Consider the following 357-nt stretch of genomic DNA (forward strand, 5'->3'; position numbering starts at 1 on the left):
GAACGCCGAGCTCAGACGCGAGCGCTTGCGCGAGTTGTCTGGAGCGACTTGATATGCTTATTTTTTGTTTCTTATTCGTGCGATTTCAATCCAGATGCATCCGAAAGCAAAAATGGACCAGAACATCGGAACCATCCAAAAGGTGACTCGATTTTTTACGTATCCATAATTTATTTTTTCGACGTCGTAGAGTTCCAGTAGATTTGTGGTTCCTTTCCCTGCCGCCAAAATCAGGGTCCAAAGAATTGGTGTTAGAATCGTCGAAACGATCATCGCTTTGCTTCTTTCTTCGTTATCCCAGAAGTAGTAGGAGAAGAGGATGCCTAGCCCAATGTTGGATCCGTAGAATATGAGGTT

At 44.3% G+C, this 357-nt stretch carries 1 protein-coding gene; it reads right to left on the reverse strand.

The genetic code is table 11. From position 1 onward, the window contains the following. Nucleotides 1-57: 57 nt before the first annotated feature. Nucleotides 58-357 (reverse strand): hypothetical protein (locus QEH53_RS24080; RefSeq protein ID WP_309025784.1); only part of this gene is annotated, 300 nt, incomplete at its 5' end.

Origin of the sequence: Pelagicoccus sp. SDUM812002, from assembly GCF_031127835.1 — a bacterium.
GTDB lineage: Bacteria > Verrucomicrobiota > Verrucomicrobiia > Opitutales > Opitutaceae > Pelagicoccus.